The organism is Nonomuraea sp. NPDC003560 (assembly GCF_042878785.1).
In the GTDB taxonomy this organism is placed as follows: domain Bacteria; phylum Actinomycetota; class Actinomycetes; order Streptosporangiales; family Streptosporangiaceae; genus Nonomuraea.
The window spans coordinates 283494-300173 of sequence record NZ_JBIAOF010000003.1 but is presented as its reverse complement, the minus strand read 5'-3'; the positions used below and the strand labels follow the sequence as shown (position 1 = coordinate 300173).

Below are 16680 nucleotides of genomic sequence, written 5' to 3'. Positions count from 1 at the left end.
GTCCATGATTTCCACGACTACCAGGGCGAACGCCGCCAAAGCCACAATCTACCCATGACGAGAGAGAGGACCTGATGCTCGAGATCAGCGAGCTGCGCAAGCGCTTCGCGGGCGGTCCCGACAACCCCGGCGGCAAGATCGCCCTGGACGGGATCAGCTTCACGGTACGTCCGGGCGAGATGTACGGCTTCGTGGGCGCGAACGGTGCGGGCAAGACGACGACGATGCGCATCGTCATGGGCGTGCTCCAGGCCGACTCCGGCTCGGTGCGCTGGCGGGACCGCGCGCTGGGCTACGACGACCGTACGCGGTTCGGTTACATGCCCGAGGAGCGCGGGCTGTACCAGAAGATGCGGGTCAGCGAGCAGATCGAGTACTTCGGCCGGTTGCACGGGCTCGCCCCGGCGGCGGCGAAGAAGGCCGCCGACGAGCTCATCGAGCGGCTGGGGCTGACCGAGCGCAGGAGCGACGCGGTGCAGACGCTGTCGCTGGGCAATCAGCAGCGCGTGCAGCTCGCCGTGGCGCTGGTGCACGACCCCGAGGCGCTGGTCCTGGACGAGCCGTTCTCGGGGCTCGACCCTCTCGCCGTGGACGCCCTGGCCGGGGCGCTCCAGGAACGCTGCAGGAGCGGCGTGCCGGTGATCTTCTCCAGCCACCAGCTCGACCTGGTGGAGCGGCTGTGCGACTCGGTGGGCATCGTCTCCGGCGGCCGGATGGTCGCGACGGGCACGGTGGCCGAGCTGCGCGCCGCCGAGGGCGACACGTTGCGCGTGGAGGTCCGCGACCCGGCCCCGGGCTGGGCCGACGGCCTGCCGGGCACGGTGACCGTCCACGGCGACCTGCACACCCTGCGGACGACCGAGGGCGACGACCAGGAGATCCTGCGCCGCGCCATGAAGGCGGGCCGCGTCGAGCACTTCGGGGTCGAGCAGCCGACCCTCACCGAGATCTTCAAGGAGGCCGTGGCGTGAACGGACTGATGCTGGTCGCCCGCCGCGAGATCGTCACGCAGGTGCGCACGAAGACGTTCCTGGTCGGCCTGCTGGTGACCGCGCTGCTGGTGGCGGCCGTCTCCTTCGCGCCGAAGATCATGGGCGGGAACGACTCGTACACGCTGGGCACGGTCAACTCCCAGCAGCTCCCGCTGAAGGCCGCCGCGCCGGACGCCGAGTTCGAGTGGCGCTCCTTCCCCGACGAGGCCGCGGCCAAGAAGGCCGTGCTGGCCGGTGACGTGGACGCGGTGCTGGTCAACGGCGACAAGGTGCTCACCGACGGCGAGATCGACAGCAAGCTCGGCGTGCTCATGCAGAGCACCAACCGGGAGATGCGGCTCGGCGCGGCCGGGGTGACGATCCCGCCGCTGCAGATGGTCTCCGTGGGCGTGGACACCCGCTACCAGGCGGCCAGGACCGGCATCGCCGTGGTGCTGGTGCTCGTCCTGTTCATGTTGCTCATGGGCCAGGTCATGATGGTGGCGATGGGCGTGGTGGAGGAGAAGGGCAGCAGGATCGTGGAGATCCTGCTCGCGGCGGTGCGCCCGTGGCAGCTGCTCGGCGGCAAGATCGTCGGGCTGGGCGTGCTCGGGCTGATCAACCTGCTCACCATCCTCGCCGTCGGCCTGGTCGCCACGTCGGTGTCGGGGTTCGCCGCGGACTTCCCGCCGGGCGTGCCGGGGCTGGTGGTCGCCGTCCTGATCTGGTTCGTGCTCGGGTACGCCTTCTTCGCCACGCTCGCGGCCGCGTTCGCGTCGCTGGTCTCCCGCCAGGAGGAGGTGAGCAGCGTGATGTCGCCGCTGACCATGCTCATCATGGTCACGTACTTCGTGGCCTTCTACGCCACCAACGATCCCACGGGCACGCTGGCCACGGTGATGTCCTACATCCCGCCGTTCTCCTCGATGATCATGCCGGTCCGGATGGCGGCGGCCGACGTGCCGATGTGGCAGGTGGCGGCGTCCATGGCGGCGATGGCCGTGGCCGTGCTGGCGGTGTTGTCGTTCGGCGCCAAGGTCTACGAGCGGGCGGTGCTGCGCACGGGCGCCCGGCTGAAGCTCGGCGACGTGCTGCGCGCGGGCTAGATGGACGCGATCACGCGGGCGCGGCGGCTGGCCCGCGGGATGCTGAACTCGACGCTCGTGATCATGTGGCTGATCCTGATCATGGCGACGGTGTTCAGCCTCGGCTCGGGGGCGGCCGGCTGGCCGCGCCTGCTGCTCGCGACGATCGCGGCGCTCGCCTTCACCTGGCTCTACGTACGCGTCGTCGCCGCGGTCATGGAGCGCCGGTATCCCACGAGGGAGGTCGTGTGGACCGGCGCTCTGGCGTTCCTGGCGGCGGTGCTCGGCGGGGCCGACCCGATGGGCTGGGGGTTCGTGCCCATGGTCTGGCTGTCGGTGGTGGTGATCGGGCTGCCCGCGCGCCGGGCGCTGGCGCTGGGCGCGGCGACGTGCGCGGTCTGCGTCGGGCTCGGCGTGCTGTCCATGCTGACCGGGACGAGCCTGCTGGCGCTGGACGGTGACTCCTTCCTCGTCTCGCTGCTCGTCATCACCGTCCTCGACGTCTTCTGGGCCGCGGCGCTGCCCGGCACGAACAGGATGTGGGCCTGGATCTGGTCGCTGGCCGTGCAGGCCCACGACGGCCGCGAGGCGCACACCCGGCTGGCGCTGGCCGAGGAGCGGCTGCGCTTCGCCAGGGACCTGCACGACCTCGTCGGCCACCAGCTGTCCGCCATCGCCGTCAAGACCGAGCTGGCCGTACGCCTGGCCGACGCCGACGGCAAGGCCGCCAGGGACGAGATGGCGGAGGTGAACGCGCTGACCCGCAAGGCCCTGCGCGAGCTGCGCCAGGCCGTGCGCGGCTACCGCGAACTTGACTTGACCGCTGAGCTGAATAGCGTGAAGGGAGTGCTCGAAGCGGCCGGCGTCCGCTGCGAGGTGCGCCTGCCGCACCGCGAGCTGCCCCACGGGGTCGCGCCGGTGTTCGCCTACGCGGTGCGTGAGGCGGTCACGAACGTGCTGAAGCACAGCGCCGCGACCTTCTGCGACATCACCCTGCGCTTCACCGACCAGGAGGCGGAACTGGCGGTGCGCAACGACGGCGTGGCCCGCAGGCAGGCCGACGACCTGGGCAGCGGGCTGACCGGCATGGGCGAGCGGGTGGCCGCCGTGGGCGGGCGCATGACGGCCCGTCCCACCGGCGACGGACAGTTCCTGCTGACGGCTGTCGTGTCACTCCCGATAGATGGGTAGGGGAGGAGAGCGGGGGTTTCGATCCCGGCGACCACACGCCGTGTGCGTGATTGAGGAGGTGGCATGCGCGTCCGGCGCAATCCACGAGGCCAGACGGTGCGGATCGGTGCCCGGCTCGACGCCGGCACGTCGGCCGGCGTGCGTGAGCGGCTGCACGCCGCGCTCGACGCCGGCGAGGGCGACCTTATCCTCGACCTCTCCAAGCTGGAGATGATCGACGCCACCGGGCTCGGGGTGCTGGTCGGGGCGCATCGGCGCGCGATCAGCGTGCAACGCCGCCTCGTTCTTCGGGGGGTGCCCCCGCGGATCATGCGGATCCTGGCGGTGACCCGGCTGAATCGGGTCCTGCTCGTCGAGGTTCCCGCGGCCGCGGTGGCCTGAGGTCACATATCGGGGCCGGGCGCCGATCAGCCGTCGCCCGTGCCCTTTCACGAGCCGAATATAGAAGGAATGTAGATTTCGGCTGGCCCGCTATCACGGGCGTGGGCACTCGGAAAGAACTGTGAAAGTGATTATTCTGTGACCCCATCACTGCGGGTAATCGGTGGGTCACGACGGACTGAGGCTGCGGATGAAGATGTGCACCGCCACCTCGACCAGATCGTCGATGGCGGGCTGCTGGTCGGCCAGTATCCATTCGATCAGCAGCTCTTGCAGCGCGCCAATTACGCCAAGTGCCACCAGGCGCCGTTTCAGCGAGCGGGCCTGCGGGAAATCCGCCGACGCCTCCTCCACGAGCCGGGCGAAGGAGTCCACCGCCCGCTGACGCGAGGCTGTCAGGACGTCACCCGACCTGCGCACCTCCAGGTGCATGATGCGGGCCCGCCGCCAGTCGGCGGCGGCGAACTCGATATAGGCGCGAATCCCCGCCTTGACTCTTCCGTCAAGCGTGGCCGGCGCCTCCTGTAACGCTTTGGCCACAACCGCGAGGCTTTCCTCCACGCACCGCTCGTGCAGCGCCTGGAGCAACTCCTCGCGGCCGCCGAAACATTCGTAGAAGGCGCGGTTGGAGATCCGCGCCTCCGAGCACAATCTTTCGATGGTCGTCGCCGCGAAACCTGGTTTCGCGTATAGCGTGTAGGCGGCCGTCATCAGCCGCTCGCGTCTGTCCGCCAGCCTTTGCTCAGCCGACATTCCCCGGTAAGACCGGTTCACATTCCACCCGTCCAACATGATCGTGGCCCCCAGAGCACACAATTATGGACGGATGATCGGATTTGGGAAAGAGTGCGATGATTATCTTTTACGTCGTCCGTGCAAGAACGTGACAAGCCTGATCAGTCGCTCAAGCTCGTCGGGGCCCCTCCTGAACGAGGTCAGGTTCATGCCGGGCAGGGCGAAGCGCTGCCGGGAGACCGCCTTCGGCCTGGTGAACTCGCGTAGGCCGTCGGCTCCGTGGATGCGGCCGAACCCCGAGTCGCCGACCCCGCCGAACGGCAGCGCGGGCACCCCGGCGAAGGAGATGACCGAGTTGACGGCGGTCATCCCGGTACGCATCGCCCGCGCGAGCCGCGTCGCCCGGCGCGCGTCCCGCGAGAAGATCGTGCCCGCCAGCCCGTAGGCCGAGGCGTTGGCCAGCTCCAGCGCCTCCTGCGCGTCGCGGGTGCGCCGAACGGTGATCGTCGGCCCGAACGTCTCCTCGCGCACGGCCGGGGAGTCCTCGGGCACGTCCGCCACGATGACCGGGTCGACGAACGGCGCCCGGACCGAGCCTGGGCCCCCGGTCACCACTTTTCCGGACTTGGTGGCGTCGTCGATGTGCCGCCGGATGATGTCGATCTGGGCGGGCATGGTGATCGGGCCGTAGTCCTGGCCGGCCTTGACCTCGGCGGCCCGCTCCGACAGCTCCCGCATGAACGGCTCGTACACCGCGTCCACCACGTAGACCCGCTCGACGCCCGCGCAGGTCTGGCCCGCGTTCGACATCGCGCCCCACAGGCAGGCGTCGGCCGCGGCGGGCAGGTCGGCGTCGGCGTCCACGATGAAGGCGTCCTTGCCGCCGCACTCGGCCACGAGGGGCGTGAGGTTCTCCGCGCACGCCGCCATGACCCGCTTGGCGGTGGCGGTCGAGCCGGTGAAGGCCACCTTCCGCACCCGGGGGTCGGCGGCCAGCGCCGCGCCGGTCTCGCCGAGCCCGGTCACCGTCTGCAACACCGGCTGCTCGGGCACCGACTCGGCGAACAGCTCCGCCAGCCGCACGCCCACGCCCGGGGTGAGCTCGCTGGGCTTGAACACGACCGCGTTGCCGGCGGCCAGCGCGTACGCGATGGACCCCATGGGGGTGAACACCGGGTAGTTCCACGGGCCGATCACGCCGACCACGCCGAGCGGCAGGTATTCCAGGGTGGCGGCCAGGTTGAGCCCCAGCATGCCGGTCGCCACGCGGCGGCGGCCCAGCACCTTGGCGGCGTTGCGGGCCGCCCAGTCGAGGTGCGTGACGGCCAGCACGATCTCCAGCGTGGCGTCGCCCACCGGCTTGCCGGTCTCCTCGTGCACCAGCGCGGCCAGCTCCCGCAGGCGCCGCGTGAGGACCGCCTTGTAGTCGAGCAGGCGGCGCCTGCGCTCGCCCGCGGGCAGGGCCGCCCACCACTCCGCGGCCGTCTCGGCCCTGGTCACGGCCTCGCGTACGGCCTGGGCGTCGTTCTTGGGGTGACTGCCGACGACCTCGCCGGTAGCCGGGTTCAGTGAGTCGAACGTCAGCGTGGTCATGGCGTCACGATAAACCGGTAAGCCGTCGCTTACTAGCTCCGGGGCGGGCGCAGCATCCCCCACACCGGCGGCCCGTCCGGCAGGGTGAACCGCTCGGTGACCGCGAACCCGAACCGCTCGTAGAAGGGCACGTTCGACTCCTTGCTGCTCTCCAGGTAGACGGGCAGGCCGCCGCACCTGGCCAGGCCCGCGCGCAGCAGCGCGCCGCCCACGCCGGTGCCCTGGAGCTCGGGCACGGTGCCGAGCTGGGCCAGGTACCAGTAGGGACCTTCCGGCTTGTGCCGGGCGAACTCCTCCTCCAGCAGCAGGCCCTGACGCACCCGGTCGCCCATGGCCGCCACCAGGCCGGGCACGCCCGCCTCCGTGTCGGGCCGGTGGCCCGGCGGGTCCCACAGCGCGGCCCCCGCCACGGCGCCGCCCCCGCTGAGCGCCGTGTCGGTGAACGCGTGCAGGTGACGGGCGATCGTGGTGAACATCCCCGCCGCGCCGCGCCCGCCGGGCAGCAGCCAGCCGACCACCGGATCGTCGTGGAAGGCCCTGGCCAGCGCGTCGCCGGCGGCGGCGTCGAAGTCGTCGGACTGCCTGATCTCCACCGGTCAGCCCTCCGCGAACCACGAGCCGTGGAAGCCCGCCGGCACCCGCCTGGGCAGCCGCACCGACGCGACGCCGGACAGGTCGCTCGCGTCCAGCACCAGCAGCTCGGACGACTCCCCGGAGGTGACGATCGACAGCAGCCACCCCTCGTCCTCGCCCGCGGCGCCCTCGGCCGGCACGAACACGGCCTCGCCGGTGGCCCCGCCGGTCTTCCTGACCTGGGCGGAGCCGTCGCGCAGGTCGTACTTGACGACGGCGTCGGCGCCCACGGTGTACAGGTGGCGGCTGGGCCGGCCGAGCAGGTCCTCGTTGAACGTGGGGAACTCCACGCCGCGGTCGTCCAGCGCCTCCTCCGTGGCCGTGCCGGTGGCCGGGTCGAGGGTCCAGCGGTGCAGGGCGGCCGCGCCGGCGGCGCCCGCGTGCCGGGCCGGGTCGGCGGCGCCGCCGATCTGCTTCCAGACGGCCGACCACGCGCTGGGGGAGTAGCGGGCGGCGTTCAGGACGACGCGCCCCCGCTCGTCCTCCCAGGCGTTGCCGACGTGGAACACGTAGCAGGGATCGACGTCGAACCAGCGGGTCGGGCCGCCCGTCCGGGGGGTGACGCCGATCCTGGCGCCGTAGTCGTCCTCCCACGCGTACGGCATGCCGCGGCGGTTCAGGTCGAACACCACCGGCAGGTCCAGCCAGAGCAGGTGGTGCTCGGTGACGGCGAAGTCGTGCATCATCGTCGGCCCAGGCACCTCGATCTCCCTGCTCTCCACCAGCTCGCCGGCGGCCGAGAGCCGGTGGTAGGTGAGGAACGGCGGGAAGTAGCCGTAGCCGAAGAAGTGCAGCTCGCCGGTGAGCGGGTCGTGCTTGGGGTGGGCGGTCATCGCGGTGGTCAGCCGTCCGCCGAAGTCGCACGGGCCCACGGTGGCCAGCTCGGGCGTCACCTCGTGCGGCAGGCCGTTCTCCACGAGCGCCAGGATGCGCCCGGCGTGCCGGACGACGTGCGTGTTGGCGGTCACGGCGGCGAGATCGACGCCGGTGTCGGAGACGAACGGCGCGTCGTCGGTGAACTTGCTGGTCCGCACCCACCGGTTGCGGTACCACTCGGCCCGCCCGTCCCGCAGCCGGACGCCGTGCAGCATGCCGTGCCCGGCGAACCAGTGGCCGGGATCCTCGCCCGGCCGCGGGTTGGGCCCGTTGCGGAAGTAGCGCCCGGTCAGCTCGGCGGGCAGCGCGCCCGTGACCTCCAGGTCGTGCGCCTCGATCTCGTCGGGGACGGGCGCCAGGTCGCCGCTGAGATACGCGGGAACGTCCATGAACACTCCAATCTCGATAGGTCGAAACTAGAACGTCCAGAAGAGACGTGTCAACACAGGAATGTCAGACCATGGGAAGTCCCGGCCCGCTACGAGGCCGGGAGGGCTAGAAGAGGGTCGGGTTCTCCGGCTCGATGCCGCGCAGGGCGGCGTAGTCGAGGGTGACGCAGTCGATGCCCCGGTCGGCGGCCAGCACGCGCGCCTGCGGCTTGATCTCCTGCGCCGCGAACACCCCGCGCACCGGCGCGAGCAGCGGATCGCGGTTGAGCAGCTCCAGGTAGCGGGTGAGCTGCTCGACGCCGTCGATCTCGCCACGCCGCTTGATCTCGATGGCCACCGTCGCGCCCAGCGCGTCGCGGCACAGGATGTCGACCGGCCCGATGGCCGTCATGTACTCGCGGCGGATCAGCGAGTAGCCCTCGCCCAGGGTCGTGATGTGCTCGGCCAGCAGCTCCTGGAGGTGGGCCTCCACGCCGTCCTTGATCAGGCCGGGGTCGACGCCCAGCTCGTGGCTGGAGTCGTGGAGGATCTCCGCCATGGTCAGGACCAGCTTCTCGCCGGTCTTGCCGTGGGTGACCGTCCAGGTCTCGCCGTCCTCCTTGAGCTTGCACGGAGGGTTCATCCAGTTGAGCGGTTTGAAGGCGCGGTCGTCGGCGTGGATGCTGACGCTCCCGTCCGCCTTGATGAGGACGAGCCTCGGCGCCATCGGCAGATGCGCCGTGAGCCGTCCGATGTAATCCACGCTGCACCGCGCGATGACCAGCCGCATGACGGTCCACCTTAGCGGCTCTGGAAAACTGGTCGCATGGCGTTTGAAACGGTGGGAGTTGTCGGGCTCGGCACGATGGGCGCCGGGATCGCCGAAGTCTTCGCGCGTGCCGGGCTCCGGGTGATCGGCGTCGAGGCCGACGTCGAGGCGCTGGCCAGAGGGCGCGGGCACGTCGAGCGCTCCACGGCCAGGGCGGCCGACCGGGGCAAGCTGACGGACGGGCAGCGGGCCGAGATCCTGGGGCGCATCACGCTGACCACCTCGCGCGAGGACCTGCGCGAGGCCGACCTCGTGATCGAGGCGATCCCCGAGGTGCTCGACCTGAAGATCTCGCTGTTCCAGGACCTCGACCGGATCTGCAAGCCCGAGACGGTGCTGGCCACCAACACCTCCTCGCTGCCGGTCACCGCCGTCGCCGCCGCCACGGGCCGGCCCGGGCGCGTGGTCGGCATGCATTTCTTCAACCCGGCGCCGGTGATGCGGCTGGTCGAGGTGGTGGGCACGGTGGTGACCGCGCCCGGAGTGGTCTCCGAGATCTGCGAGCTGGCCGGGCGGCTGGGCAAGACCGCCGTACCTGCGGGCGACCGGGCCGGGTTCGTGGTCAACCGGCTGCTGCTGCCCTATCTGAACCACGCCGCCGTCCTGCTGGAGCTGGGCATCGCCACGCGCGACGGCATCGACGACGCGATGCGGCTGGGCGTGGGGCTGCCGATGGGGCCGTTCGCGCTGCTCGACCTGATCGGGCTCGACACCGCGTACGAGGTGATGGAGGTGCTGTTCGACGAGACGCGCGACCGCCGGCACGCGCCCTCGCCGCTGCTGCGCGAGCTGGTCACCGCCGGGCGGCTCGGCCGCAAGAGCGGCCACGGCTTCTACGGGCCGCAGGAGCCGCCCAAGGAGCCGGAGAAGTCCACGGTCATCACGTTCGGCATCGACGGGCCCGACGTCCACGGGCTCGGCGAGCGGTTGCGGGCCTCCGGGTTCGGGCCGTCCGACGCGCCCGACACCGTGCTGCGCTGCACCGACCGTCCGGTGATCGAGCACGCCGTGCGCCTGTCCGACCCCACCAGGATGGTCGGCGTGCACGTCGTCGGCGACAAGGTGGCCGAGCTGGCCGGCACCGCGCTCACCTCGCCCGGGGCCGCCAAGGCGGCGCGCGACCTGATGCGGGTCGCCGGGCTGGTGCCCGTCTCGTGCAAGGACCGGGCCGGGTTCGTGGCCGACGCCCTGCTGTTCCCCTACCTCAACGACGCCGTCCGCATGTACGACGCCGGCTACGCCTCCATCGCCGACATCGACGCCGCCATGCGGCTGGGCTGCGGCCACCCGGCCGGCCCGTTCGAGATGCTGGGCTACCTCGGCCTGGCCAGGGTCCGCGACGGCCTGCGGGCCCTGTACGCCGAGTACCGCGAGCCCGCCTTCGCCCCCGCCCCCCTGCTCGACCAGCTCGTCACGGCCGGTGTGAGCGAGTTCCCCCGCTCATGAGCCCCCGCCGCGCCCGCCGGAGGGACGACTCCCGCCCTCTCGGCCTTCCCACCGGCAACGACAAGGTGGAGCAATGGCCGGACGGCGACTGGAAGGTGCGCATGCTCACGGGCGCGTCCTCGACCAAGACCTACCGCTGCCCCGGCTGCGACCAGGAGATCCTGGGCGGCAGGCCGCACCTGGTCGCCTGGCCCGACTGGCCGGGCGGCGACGAGGAGCGCCGCCACTGGCACCCGGCCTGCTGGCGCAAGAGACTCGACCGCGGCCCCGGCCGCAGCCGCTACTAGGAGGACCCCCGTGGAGATTCGCGCGGCCACCGTGCTGCCCGCCAGGCGTGAACCGATCGAGCTGCAGACGGCCGACGGCCTGACCCTGGTCGGCGAGCTGGCCCAGCCCCTCGACCGGCCGCCCGTGGCGACCCTGGTGACCCTGCACCCGCTGCCCACCCACGGCGGGTTCATGGACAGCCACGTCTACAAGAAGGCCGCCAACCGGCTGCCCGCGCTCGCCGACCTCGCCGTGCTGCGCTTCAACACGCGCGGCACCAGCTCCGAGCGCGGCACCTCCGGGGGCGCGTTCGACGGCGGCGAGGGCGAGCGGTTCGACGTGGCGGCGGCGCTGGAGTACGCCGAGTTCAACGACCTGCCGCGGGTGTGGGTGGTGGGGTGGTCCTTCGGCACCGAGCTGACCCTGAAGTGGGCCCACGACCCCCTGGTCGAGGGGGCGATCCTGCTCTCGCCGCCGCTCCACAGGGCCACCGACGACGACCTCGACGCCTGGGCCCGGTTCGGCCGGCCGCTGGTGGCGATGGTGCCCGAGTTCGACGACTACCTGCGTCCTGAGGAGGCCCGGCGTCGTTTCGCCAGGGTGCCGCAGGCGGAGGTCATCGGGGTCGACGGCGCCAAGCACCTGTGGGTGGGCGAGCCCTATGTCCGGATCGTGCTGAACGAGATCGTCCGGCGGGTCAATCCGGCGGCGTACCCGCTGCCGACGGACATCTGACGGTCACCTCCAGCCCGCCCTGCGGCCGCGCGACCACCTCCAGCGTGCCGTGATGGGCCTGGACGACGGCGGCGACGATCGACAGGCCGAGCCCCAGCCCGTCGCCGACCGCCCGGCGGCCGCCCGCCAGCCGCTGGAACGGCTGGAGCAGCGTCGCGACCCGGTCGGGCGGGATCACCGGGCCGCTGTTGGCGACGCTGAGCGTGGCCAGGCCCGCCCGCACGCCGGTGGCCACCGTGATCCAGCCGTCCGGCACGTTGTGCCGTGTCGCGTTGTCCAGCAGGTTCACGACCAGGCGTTCGAGCAGGGCGCGGTCACCGGAGGCGGGCGCGGGCCGCAGCGCCGCCTCGACGCGCAGCGGGGAGTCCGGCCGCCGGTCGAGCGCCTGCCCGGCGACGGCCGCCAGGTCCAGCGGCTCCCGGTGGTCCAGCCCCTGCTGGCTCCTGGCCAGGACGAGCAGCGCCTCGATGAGCCGTTCCTGGTGCCGGCCGGCCGCCAGCAGGCGGTCGAGGACGTGGCGCAGCTCGGCGGCGCCGGCGTCCGGGTCGGCCAGCGCGACCTCGGCCATGGCGCGTTGCAGGGTCAGCGGGGTGCGCAGCTCGTGGGAGGCGTTGGCCACGAACCGGCGTTGCGCGGTGAAGGCGGCCTCCAGCCGGTCGAGCAGGTCGTCGAAGGTGTCGGCCAGCTCCTTCAGCTCGTCGTCCGGGCCGGAGGCGGCCAGCCGCCGGTCGAGCCGGTCGGCCGTGATGCGCCGGACGGTCGCCGTCATGTCCCGCAACGGGCGCAGCACCCGCCCGGCCGTCAACCGGCCCAGCACCACCGACGCGAACGCCATGACCACCAGGGCGATCACCGAGTTGACCAGCAGCCTGCGCAGCCCGGCCGCCTGCTGCTCGGCCAGGTACGCCACGTCCACCCGCGGCTGCGGCACCACCTGGCCGGGTCCGCCGGGCAGGACGGGCGCGACCGGCGCGGCCGGGAACGGCGAGTGCGCGACCAGCAGGTAGATCAGGGCGACCAGCAGCAGCCCGGCGGCCAGGAACAGGCCGCTGTAGAGCAGCGTCAGCCGCAGCCGTACGGTCCGCCGCACGCCGGGACACCTCCGTCCGGGCCCGGTGCCCGTGCGGGGCCGGCCATCCGGTACCCGGCCTGCGGCACGGTCTCGATCAGCGGCGGGTCGCCGAGCTTGCGGCGCAACCGGCTGACCGTGACCTTCACGGTCTGGGTGAACGGGTCGGCGAACTCGTCCCACCCGCGTTCGAGCAGCTGCTCGGCCGAGACGACCGCGCCGCCCGCCGACAGCAGCAGCTCCAGCACCGCGAGCTCCTTCGGGCTGAGCGGCAGCCGGCGCCCGTCGCGGGTGGCCACCCGCGTGGCCGGGTCGAGCCGCAGCCCGCCGTGGACCAGCACCGCGGGCAGCGCCGGACGCGCCCGCCTGGCCAGCGCCCGGATCCTGGCCACCAGCTCGGCGAACGCGAACGGCTTGGGCAGGTAGTCGTCGGCCCCGATGCCCAGCCCGCTCACCCGGTCGTCGATGGTCCCGGCGGCGGTGAGCATCAGCACGCGCGCCGGATGGCCGCCGGCGGCCAGGCTGCGGCACACGTCGTCGCCGTGCAGGCCGGGCAGGTCGCGGTCGAGCACGACCACGTCGTAGTCGTTGACGGACGTGCGTTCCAGCCCGGCGGGCCCGTCCAGCGCCACGTCGACGGCCATGCCCTCGCGGCGCAGGCCGGCGGCCACGGTGTGGGCGAGCTCCTCGTGGTCTTCGACGATCAGCACCCTCATGGTCCGCCCAGCATGCCCAGAGCGGGGTTACAGCGGGGTAACCGCCGTCGTTCCCGGGCGGTAACCGGGGGCGGGGTTCGCTGGGAGCGTCGGACGAGACGGAGGAGTCACCATGAAGGGTTCGACCATCAGGCGGGTGGCCCTGGCCGCCCTGGTCTTCGCCGCCGTGGCGGGCGGGGCGGCGGCGTCGTACGGGGAGAGCGGGCCGGGCGACGGCGGGAAGGCGTTCACCGCCTGCGTGCGCGCGCACGGGCTGCCGGACTTCCCCGGGGTCACCGTCTCCGAGGACGGGCTGATCAACCTCAGCATCGACGGCGAGCGGGTGGACGCGCTGTCGGCGACGTACGGGGCGGCGGTCAGGGCGTGCGAGTCGCTGCTGCCGCGCGGGGCGAGGCTGCCGGCCGCGCCGCAGGCTCCGGCCGCGCCCGCGGCGCCCGTCCTGTCGTGATTTGGGGCGGTACGGGCATAGCGCGGGCCGGGCAAGATTTGTAGAATCTTGTTCGGTTCCGAGCGAGGAGGCAGCGTGGGCGCGTTCGACCTGTCCGGCAGGACGGCTCTGGTCACCGGGGCGTCGAAGGGCATCGGGCGGGCCATCGCGCTCGCCTACGCCGCGGCGGGCGCCGACGTCGCCCTGGTCAGCAGGTCGGCCGAGCCCCTCGCCGAGGTGGCCAAGGAGGTCCAGGCACTCGGCAGGCGGGCCGTCGTGATCCCGGCCGACCTCACCGACCGCGAGGCGGCCGCCGCGGCCGTCGCCGCCTCGATCGACGGCCTCGGGCACCTCGACGTCGTCGTCAACAACGCCGGCGGCTCGAACTTCCTGGTCGAGTTCAAGGACCTGCGCCTGTCCGGCTGGGACAAGCTGATGCGGCTCAACCTCGACTCCGCCATGGCCGTCTGCCACGCCGTCGCGCCCCACCTGCTGGGCCGCGGCTCCGGCTCGGTGATCAACGTGGCCTCGGTGGCGGCGCGCGGCGCTCCGCTGCTCGCCCCGTACGCCGCCGCCAAGGCCGGGCTGGTGGCCCTGACCAAGACGCTCGCGGCCGAGTGGGCGCCGGCGGGCGTCCGGGTCAACGCCCTGTGCCCCGGCTGGACGGCCACCGACCTCAACCGCAACCTGTGGCAGGACGAGGCCGCCGCCGCGGCCACGGTCGCGGGCGTGCCCATGCGGCGCTGGGGGACGCCGGAGGAGATGGCCTCCCCGGCCGTGTTCCTGGCCGGGGAGGCGTCGGCGTACATGACCGGGCAGGTGCTGTTCGTCGACGGCGGGGCCACCGCGATCGGCTGATCCCTCGTGCGCCGGGGCCCTCAGACGGCTCCGGGCTCGCCCGGCGGCTCGAACACGAAGACGACGTACGTCTCGAACGACCGGCCGCCGTTGCCCGCCACGCGCCCGGCGCCCATCCTGGTAATGCCGGCCCGGCCGAGCCGGCCGAAGTCGCCGGCGGCCTCCGCCCGGCCGTCACCGGCCGCCCGGTCGTGCCAGGCGGCGACGGCGTCCCCGGCGGTGGCGTCCCCGGGGTGCCAGAAGAGGCTCTCGCCGGTGCCCGCGCGCAGGCCGTCGTGCCCGGCGCTCAGGCCCTCGTGCTCGGAGCGCGAGGCGGCCCTGGACCTGGCGTACCCGACCAGCAGCGGGTCCATCGTGAGCGGGGACGCGTGGTGCTTGGCCCGGTGGGCGTTGACCTCGTTCAGCGCCTCCTGCAGGAAGGCGTTGTTGGTGGCGTCGGGGAGGGCGGGACGAATTCCGGCCATCGCTATCACCTCGCCTGGATTGTGCGTGCTGGGACCGCCGCAGGGCAACGTCCGGAAGCGGTCGGGCTTATCCCGGTATACCGGCATAGGTCAATAAGTGAATGTCTCCGTGAACCCGGCTACCGTGTGGTCCGTGCAGCTCTACACGAGATCGGCCGGGAGCGGACTCCCGGTTGTGCTGCTTCACGCGTTCCCGCTGTCGTCGGCGATGTGGCTGGCCCAGCGCGAAGGGCTGTCGACGGTCTGCCGGGTCATCACCCCCGACCTGCGTGGGTTCGGCGGCTCCCGGCTGGGCGACGACGAGCCCTCCCTGGATCTGATGGCCGACGACGTCGCCCGGCTGCTCGACGACGAGGGCATCGACCGGGCGGTGGTCGGCGGGTTGTCGATGGGCGGCTACGTGACCATGGCGTTCTGCCGCCGGCATCCCGACCGGGTGCTTGGTGTGGTCCTGGCCGACACCAAGGGCAGCCCTGACCCGCCCGCCGCCAGGGACAACCGGGAACGCATCGCTCGCGCCGTGCTGGACGAGGGGAGCGAGGTGCTGGTCAGCGAGGTGCTGCCGGCGCTCATCGGGCCCACGACCAAGGAACGCAGGGCCATGGTGTTCGGCCGGGTCAAGGGCCTGGTGCAGTCGGCCCCGCCGGGGGCCGTGGCCTGGGCGCAACGGGCCATGGCCGCGCGTCCCGACTCCTTCGGCACGCTGGGCGAGCTGAAGGTGCCCCTGCTGATCGTCGTGGGGGAGGAGGACGAGCTGTCACCGCCCGCCGACGCCGAGGCCATGGCGCGGGCCGCGCCCGAGGGCAGGCTGGAGGTCATCCCCAAGGCCGGTCACCTGAGCGCGGTCGAGCAGCCGGAGGCGTTCAACGCGACGGTGGCCGAGTTCCTCAGGACCGAGCTTGGCGGGGCAGCACGATCTCCCGGATGATCAGCGCGATGGCGGCGGCCACCGGGATCGCCAGCAACGCTCCGACGATGCCGAGCAGGGCGCCGCCGAACAGCGCGGCGATCACCGTCACGGCGGGCGTCACGTCCACCGAGCGCTTCATCACCCTGGGGTAGATGAAGTAGTTCTCGATCTGCTGGTAGACCACGAAGAAGATGGCGCAGGCGATGCCGGCGGGCAGCGACTGCAGCAGCGCGACCCCGGTGACCAGCACCGCGCCGATCGTGGCGCCCACCAGCGGGATCAGGTCGGTCAGGGCCACGACGAGGGCGAGCGCGAGCGCGTACTGCACCCCGGCGATCGACAGGAAGATCCAGGTCAGCACGCCCGCGATGACCGAGATGAGCACGTTGCCCGCGACGTAGCCGCCGATGCCGGTGAGGATCTGCTCGGTGATGGCCGTCGTGCGCGGCCGGCGCGAGGCCGGGACGAGCTTGAGCAGGTACTCCTTGATCGTGTGCAGCGAGCCGAGGAAGTACAGCATGAGCACCAGCAGCGTCACCGTGGTGAACACGCCGTTGAGCACCACCAGACCCGCGCCCATGATGCCGCTGGCCAGCGCGGGCCCGAGCGTGCTGGTCACGAACTGACGCACCTGCGCCAGCACGTGGTACTCGGCCTCGATCTGGCGGACCGTCGGATGGTTGCTCAGGTCGGTGATGTAGCCGGGCACGGCCGCGATGAACTCCGACAACTGCTGGCTGACCGGCGGCACCACGGCCAGGCCGAACAGCGCGAAGGCCACGACCACCCCGGTGAACACGATCGAGATCGCCGGCCGCCTGCCCAGGCCGCGCCGCTGCAACGCCTCGACCGCCGGGTTGAGGCCCACGGCCAGGAACATCGCCACGACGATGAGGATGATCGTGCTGAGCGACTTCTCGATCATCTGCGCGAGCGCGATGGCGGTCAGCACGCCCAGCCCGCCCACCAGCCCGAACAGGAACGGCCCGCGGGCGAACGGCTTGCCCGGCAGCCCGTACGGCGCCTGCTCCTCGGCGGGCCCCTGCTCCTCGGCGGGACCGGGCTCCTGGGGCGCGTCGGCCTCCTCGGCGGTCCTGGGCTCGGCTTCTGCGGACACGGGGGGCTC

General features: G+C 72.2%; 18 protein-coding genes and 1 pseudogene. 10 read left to right on the top strand and 9 right to left on the bottom strand.

The features are described from left to right. The first annotated feature begins 74 nt into the window (after positions 1-74). The 4 genes from ACFYUV_RS12320 (at position 75) to ACFYUV_RS12305 (ending at position 3628) form a co-directional block, all read left to right on the top strand. The gene (locus ACFYUV_RS12320) at positions 75-971 is read left to right on the top strand and encodes an ABC transporter ATP-binding protein (protein ID WP_387668004.1); all 897 of its coding nucleotides are present in this window, start codon (positions 75-77) and stop codon (positions 969-971) included. Next, a complete protein-coding gene (locus ACFYUV_RS12315; protein WP_387668002.1) occupies positions 968-2077 on the top strand; it encodes an ABC transporter permease in 1110 nt (369 codons plus the stop codon). The genes ACFYUV_RS12320 and ACFYUV_RS12315 overlap by 4 nt, the downstream gene beginning before the upstream one ends. Beyond that, entirely contained in the window at positions 2078-3247 is a 1170-nt protein-coding gene (locus ACFYUV_RS12310) for a sensor histidine kinase (protein WP_387667999.1), read from the top strand. It abuts the gene before it with no gap. A gap of 63 nt (positions 3248-3310) precedes the next feature. Next, positions 3311-3628, top strand: a complete 318-nt coding sequence (locus ACFYUV_RS12305; RefSeq protein WP_352350014.1) for an STAS domain-containing protein — start codon at positions 3311-3313, stop codon at positions 3626-3628. A 168-nt stretch (positions 3629-3796) separates the two neighbouring features. Here the strand turns inward: ACFYUV_RS12305 and ACFYUV_RS12300 are convergent, their stop codons facing one another. The 5 genes from ACFYUV_RS12300 to nucS all read right to left on the bottom strand — a co-directional run bounded on the left by ACFYUV_RS12300 (position 3797) and on the right by nucS (position 8623). Beyond that, a complete protein-coding gene (locus tag ACFYUV_RS12300; RefSeq protein WP_387667996.1) occupies positions 3797-4339 on the bottom strand; it encodes a TetR/AcrR family transcriptional regulator in 543 nt (180 codons plus the stop codon). 144 nt (positions 4340-4483) lie between these two features. Beyond that, the gene (locus ACFYUV_RS12295; protein ID WP_387667993.1) at positions 4484-5956 is read right to left on the bottom strand and encodes an aldehyde dehydrogenase family protein; all 1473 of its coding nucleotides are present in this window, start codon (positions 5954-5956) and stop codon (positions 4484-4486) included. A gap of 32 nt (positions 5957-5988) precedes the next feature. Continuing rightward, on the bottom strand, positions 5989-6549 hold the full coding sequence (locus ACFYUV_RS12290) for a GNAT family N-acetyltransferase (RefSeq protein WP_387667990.1): 561 nt from the start codon (positions 6547-6549) through the stop codon (positions 5989-5991). A gap of 3 nt (positions 6550-6552) precedes the next feature. Next, entirely contained in the window at positions 6553-7854 is a 1302-nt protein-coding gene (locus ACFYUV_RS12285) for a carotenoid oxygenase family protein (protein WP_387667987.1), read from the bottom strand. A 106-nt stretch (positions 7855-7960) separates the two neighbouring features. Beyond that, positions 7961-8623, bottom strand: a complete 663-nt coding sequence (nucS, locus tag ACFYUV_RS12280; RefSeq protein WP_387667984.1) for an endonuclease NucS — start codon at positions 8621-8623, stop codon at positions 7961-7963. 36 nt (positions 8624-8659) lie between these two features. Between nucS and ACFYUV_RS12275 the strand changes: the two genes are divergently transcribed. Genes ACFYUV_RS12275 through ACFYUV_RS12265 form a run of 3 tightly spaced genes read left to right on the top strand, consistent with a single transcriptional unit; the run spans position 8660 to position 11110 of the window. Next, entirely contained in the window at positions 8660-10108 is a 1449-nt protein-coding gene (locus tag ACFYUV_RS12275; protein WP_387667981.1) for a 3-hydroxyacyl-CoA dehydrogenase family protein, read from the top strand. Next, positions 10105-10395: an ATP/GTP-binding protein gene (locus ACFYUV_RS12270; protein WP_387667978.1), complete on the top strand. Its 291-nt coding sequence runs from the start codon at positions 10105-10107 to the stop codon at positions 10393-10395. Before ACFYUV_RS12275 ends, ACFYUV_RS12270 begins: the two co-directional genes overlap by 4 nt. A gap of 10 nt (positions 10396-10405) precedes the next feature. Further along, on the top strand, positions 10406-11110 hold the full coding sequence (locus ACFYUV_RS12265; protein WP_352324290.1) for an alpha/beta hydrolase: 705 nt from the start codon (positions 10406-10408) through the stop codon (positions 11108-11110). Here ACFYUV_RS12265 and ACFYUV_RS12260 read toward each other — a convergent pair. Both ACFYUV_RS12260 and ACFYUV_RS12255 read right to left on the bottom strand, forming a co-directional pair. Then, positions 11073-12200 carry a sensor histidine kinase gene (locus ACFYUV_RS12260; protein WP_387667976.1) on the bottom strand — a complete coding sequence of 376 codons (1128 nt, stop codon included), beginning with the start codon at positions 12198-12200 and terminating at the stop codon, positions 11073-11075. The genes ACFYUV_RS12265 and ACFYUV_RS12260 overlap by 38 nt on opposite strands. Positions 12201-12244: 44 nt before the next feature. Next, positions 12245-12895: pseudogene (locus ACFYUV_RS12255) on the bottom strand (response regulator transcription factor); the annotation flags it as partial. Between the two features lie 112 nt (positions 12896-13007). Between ACFYUV_RS12255 and ACFYUV_RS12250 the strand changes: the two are divergent. Together ACFYUV_RS12250 and ACFYUV_RS12245 are read left to right on the top strand one after the other, a co-directional pair. Then, positions 13008-13343 (top strand): hypothetical protein, encoded by a 336-nt coding sequence (locus ACFYUV_RS12250; RefSeq protein ID WP_352350034.1) that lies wholly within the window; start codon positions 13008-13010, stop codon positions 13341-13343. 75 nt (positions 13344-13418) lie between these two features. Next, positions 13419-14180, top strand: coding sequence for an SDR family NAD(P)-dependent oxidoreductase (locus tag ACFYUV_RS12245; protein WP_387667972.1), 762 nt, complete (start codon positions 13419-13421; stop codon positions 14178-14180). A gap of 20 nt (positions 14181-14200) precedes the next feature. On the opposite strand, the gene ACFYUV_RS12240 is transcribed toward ACFYUV_RS12245, so the two are convergent. Next, positions 14201-14644, bottom strand: a complete 444-nt coding sequence (locus ACFYUV_RS12240; RefSeq protein WP_387667969.1) for a CAP domain-containing protein — start codon at positions 14642-14644, stop codon at positions 14201-14203. Positions 14645-14819: 175 nt separating this feature from the next. On the opposite strand from ACFYUV_RS12240, the gene ACFYUV_RS12235 reads away from it, so the two are divergent. After that, complete coding sequence (locus ACFYUV_RS12235; protein ID WP_387667966.1) at positions 14820-15572, top strand: alpha/beta fold hydrolase; 753 nt, start codon at positions 14820-14822, stop codon at positions 15570-15572. Here the strand turns inward: ACFYUV_RS12235 and ACFYUV_RS12230 are convergent. Further along, positions 15532-16671, bottom strand: a complete 1140-nt coding sequence (locus ACFYUV_RS12230) for an AI-2E family transporter (RefSeq protein ID WP_387667963.1) — start codon at positions 16669-16671, stop codon at positions 15532-15534. The two genes, ACFYUV_RS12235 and ACFYUV_RS12230, sit on opposite strands and share 41 nt — an antisense overlap. Positions 16672-16680 lie beyond the last annotated feature (9 nt).

What these genes read in the sequence shown, in the direction of transcription:
- ACFYUV_RS12320 (WP_387668004.1), top strand. Translation starts at nt 75, where the DNA reads ATGCTCGAGATCAGCGAGCTGCGCAAGCGCTTCGCGGGCGGTCCCGAC.
- ACFYUV_RS12310 (WP_387667999.1), top strand. Translation starts at nt 2,078, where the DNA reads ATGGACGCGATCACGCGGGCGCGGCGGCTGGCCCGCGGGATGCTGAAC.
- ACFYUV_RS12305 (WP_352350014.1), top strand. Translation starts at nt 3,311, where the DNA reads ATGCGCGTCCGGCGCAATCCACGAGGCCAGACGGTGCGGATCGGTGCC.
- ACFYUV_RS12300 (WP_387667996.1), bottom strand. Translation starts at nt 4,339, where the DNA reads ATGACGGCCGCCTACACGCTATACGCGAAACCAGGTTTCGCGGCGACG.
- ACFYUV_RS12295 (WP_387667993.1), bottom strand. Translation starts at nt 5,956, where the DNA reads ATGACCACGCTGACGTTCGACTCACTGAACCCGGCTACCGGCGAGGTC.
- ACFYUV_RS12285 (WP_387667987.1), bottom strand. Translation starts at nt 7,854, where the DNA reads ATGGACGTTCCCGCGTATCTCAGCGGCGACCTGGCGCCCGTCCCCGAC.
- nucS (WP_387667984.1), bottom strand. Translation starts at nt 8,623, where the DNA reads ATGCGGCTGGTCATCGCGCGGTGCAGCGTGGATTACATCGGACGGCTC.
- ACFYUV_RS12275 (WP_387667981.1), top strand. Translation starts at nt 8,660, where the DNA reads ATGGCGTTTGAAACGGTGGGAGTTGTCGGGCTCGGCACGATGGGCGCC.
- ACFYUV_RS12270 (WP_387667978.1), top strand. Translation starts at nt 10,105, where the DNA reads ATGAGCCCCCGCCGCGCCCGCCGGAGGGACGACTCCCGCCCTCTCGGC.
- ACFYUV_RS12250 (WP_352350034.1), top strand. Translation starts at nt 13,008, where the DNA reads ATGAAGGGTTCGACCATCAGGCGGGTGGCCCTGGCCGCCCTGGTCTTC.
- ACFYUV_RS12240 (WP_387667969.1), bottom strand. Translation starts at nt 14,644, where the DNA reads ATGGCCGGAATTCGTCCCGCCCTCCCCGACGCCACCAACAACGCCTTC.